The 3,154-nt window shown below is 44.9% G+C and carries 3 protein-coding genes; all 3 read right to left on the reverse strand.

The window, feature by feature from the left end:
• The coding region (gene rsxC, locus NWQ57_RS00900; RefSeq protein WP_306020048.1) for an electron transport complex subunit RsxC at positions 1-1,757 on the reverse strand (1,757 nt) is incomplete at its 3' end.
• 10 nt (positions 1,758-1,767) lie between these two features.
• On the reverse strand, positions 1,768-2,334 hold the full coding sequence (gene rsxB, locus NWQ57_RS00905; RefSeq protein WP_306020045.1) for an electron transport complex subunit RsxB: 567 nt from the start codon (positions 2,332-2,334) through the stop codon (positions 1,768-1,770).
• Positions 2,334-2,915 (reverse strand): electron transport complex subunit RsxA, encoded by a 582-nt coding sequence (rsxA, locus tag NWQ57_RS00910; RefSeq protein WP_306020046.1) that lies wholly within the window; start codon positions 2,913-2,915, stop codon positions 2,334-2,336. Before rsxA ends, rsxB begins: the two co-directional genes overlap by 1 nt.
• Positions 2,916-3,154: the final 239 nt, after the last annotated feature.

The raw sequence follows: 3,154 nt of genomic DNA on the forward strand, positions 1-3,154 counted from the left end.
ACTCGCTCATTTTTACTGGCTTGCTGAGAAGCGGCGGCAAGTATCTGGTCGCTTCCAGTCGCTGCGTTACTTGCATCCTTCTTGGCTTTAGCTCTTGCAATTGCTGCTTGCACACGATCATTACTGCTTGATGATGTACTCGCTTGTTCGTTAACGGGCATAACTTCGTTTACAGAAGGAGCATTGACATCACTGTCAGCTTGAGCCTGTTTCTTTTCTTTAGCCCGTGCTAAAGCCGCTGCTATTTTATCTTTAGCAGTATTTCCTGCTCCTGACATCGCTTGTTTGCGCGCTTCGGCAGCCAAACGGTGTTTTTCATCTCTGGCTTCTTGTTCGGCCACTAACCTTGCGGCCCGGCTCTCAAATCGTTCCCGGGCTTTATCGGCTTTTTGTTTTTCTTGTTGTTCAATTCTAACGTCAGCTTTAGCTATGCGATAGTAATGTACGAGAGGAATTTCGCTTGGACACACATAGGCGCAAGCGCCACATTCGATACAATCAAATAAATTGTATTCTTGCGCTTTTTCTAATTCTTTTGCTTTGGCATGCCAAAATAACTGTTGCGGCAATAAAGAGGCAGGGCAGGCATCGGCACAAGCTCCACAGCGAATGCAAGCTTGTTCATTATTGCCCGCTAATTCATTTTTTGATGGCACCAATATGCAATTGGTTATCTTAACAACAGGCACCTTAGGACTGGCAATGGTAAATCCCATCATAGGGCCGCCCATAATAACCGTACTGACTTTTTGTTTCTTTGGTAGATATTGACTATGGGCAAGTAAATGTTCAACAGGGGTGCCAATTAAAGTCCAATAGTTACCACGCTGATTAACCGCTTGGCCTGTTACGGTGACAACGCGTTGAACTAAAGGCTTGCCACTGAATACCGCATCAGCGATGGCATAGCACGTGCCTACGTTATGCATAATAACGCCCACATCAATGGGTAAGCCGCCACTGGGTACTTCTCGATTAGTGAGAACCTGAATCAGTTGTTTTTCACCGCCGGCAGGGTATTTAGTGGGAACAATACAAATCCGATATAGTGGATTCTCACGACAGGCTAAGCGCATGGCCTCTATCGCTTCAGGTTTATTATCTTCAATGCCAATCAGAACTTGTTTAGGCCCTAATAAATGGGTAAGAATGTCGATGCCTTGGCGAATTTGCCACGCGTGTTCGCGCATTAACCTGTCATCTGAACTGATATAAGGTTCGCACTCAATACCGTTAATAACCAGAAACTCAACATTTTTCTTGGGAGCTGATTTTATATGAGTAGGAAAACCTGCACCGCCCATACCGCTAATGCCGCAGTCACAGATAGCGCTCAATATCGCCATTTTGGGTTGATTTTGATAATCAGCCAACGGCTTTAATGGGGCCCATGTATCTAAGTGATCAGGGGCGATTTCGATAGTTAATTCAGCAAGGCCTGACGGATGCGCTGACACGTGGGGAGCAATACTGATAATTTGACCTGATGTAGGTGCATGAATCGGTACCGCAAAAGGGTTCATGCTTTTTGTCAGTGCTTGGCCTTTAAGCACATGTTGACCTTCTTCAACGATAACATGACCTTCTACCCCGATATGTTGTTTTATCGGTACATACAAACGTTCTGGAATAGGTAATTGGGCGATGGGCGTTTGGTTGGACAATTGCTTTTGTTGAGGTGGATGTACGCCGCCAGGAAAGTCCCACAGTTCGTTGGCATTTAACTTACTCATTACGTCGTCAAAGTCGTTTGGCATAGTCACTGATTTAACTTACTTGTTTTACGGGGATTTTATTGAGCTCCCAGCGCCAAGCGGCACTGTTTACTGCAACGGGCACCATATCAATACAATCTACCGGACAAGGATCAACGCATAGATCACACCCGGTACATTCATCGCTAATTACGGTATGCATTTGTTTCGCTGCGCCTAGTATGGCGTCGACAGGGCAGGCTTGAATACACTTGGTACAGCCAATACATTCGTCTTCGCGTATAAACGCGACCTTTTTAACATCTTCACTGCCATGGGCGCTATCGAGCGATGTGGCTTCAACGCCCATTAAATCGGCTAACTTTTTAATGGTGGCTTCGCCACCCGGCGGGCACTTATTAATGTCGTCACCATTAGCAATCGCTTCAGCGTATGGCTTGCAACCGGGATACCCACATTGACCACATTGAGTCTGCGGCAATATTTCATCAATTTGCTCTACCAATGGGTCGCTTTCTACTTTAAAACGAATTGCAGCATACCCGAGAACGCCCCCAAAAAGCAGCGCCATTAAGCCTACCGCGAGTAGGGCAGTTAAAATTGCCATGCCCAAAGACATTAAAACTTCACCAAACCAGTGAAACCCATAAAGGCCAATGACATTAACCCTGCGGTTATCATGGCTATTGATGCGCCTTTGAAGGGCGAGGGCACATCGGCCACTGCAAGCCTTTCACGCATCGCTGAAAATAATATCAATGCTAAAGAGAATCCTACGGCAGCGCCAAAGCCGTAGATCACCGATTCAATAAAATTATGCTGCTGGTTTATGTTTAATAAGGCAACGCCTAATACGGCACAGTTGGTGGTAATAAGGGGTAAAAATATCCCCAGCAATCGGTAAAGAGTGGGGCTGGTTTTATGAACGACTAACTCAGTAAATTGCACAACTACAGCGATGACCAGAATAAAACTCAAAGTACGCAAGTAGCCAATGCCTAAAGGCAATAGAATATAATGTTCAACGAGGTAGCTCGACAAAGACGCAAGAGTTAATACAAAGGTAGTAGCCATCGACATGCCAATAGCGGTCTCCAACTTACTTGATACCCCCATGAATGGACATAAACCAAGAAATTGTACTAACACAAAATTGTTTACCAGCACGGTGCCGATAAGTAGTAGGAAGAATTCAGTCATTGTATAAAGGAAATTACTACGCTTTGCTAAACAGCCTGTATTATCGGGCTTTCAATGTGTATTAACAACTTGATATTCAAAACTTTATTGCTAAATCAGCTTTATTATTGAAATACCGGGTTATAAAAATGAATGATGAACTAGGAATTAGTATTTTGAAGCCCTCTATGTGTAAAAACTAGAGTGGCTCCCCCTCCCCGACTCGAACGGGGGACCTGCGGATTAACAGTCCGTCGCTC

It is taken from the genome of Paraglaciecola sp. (assembly GCF_030730205.1).
GTDB lineage: Bacteria > Pseudomonadota > Gammaproteobacteria > Enterobacterales > Alteromonadaceae > Paraglaciecola.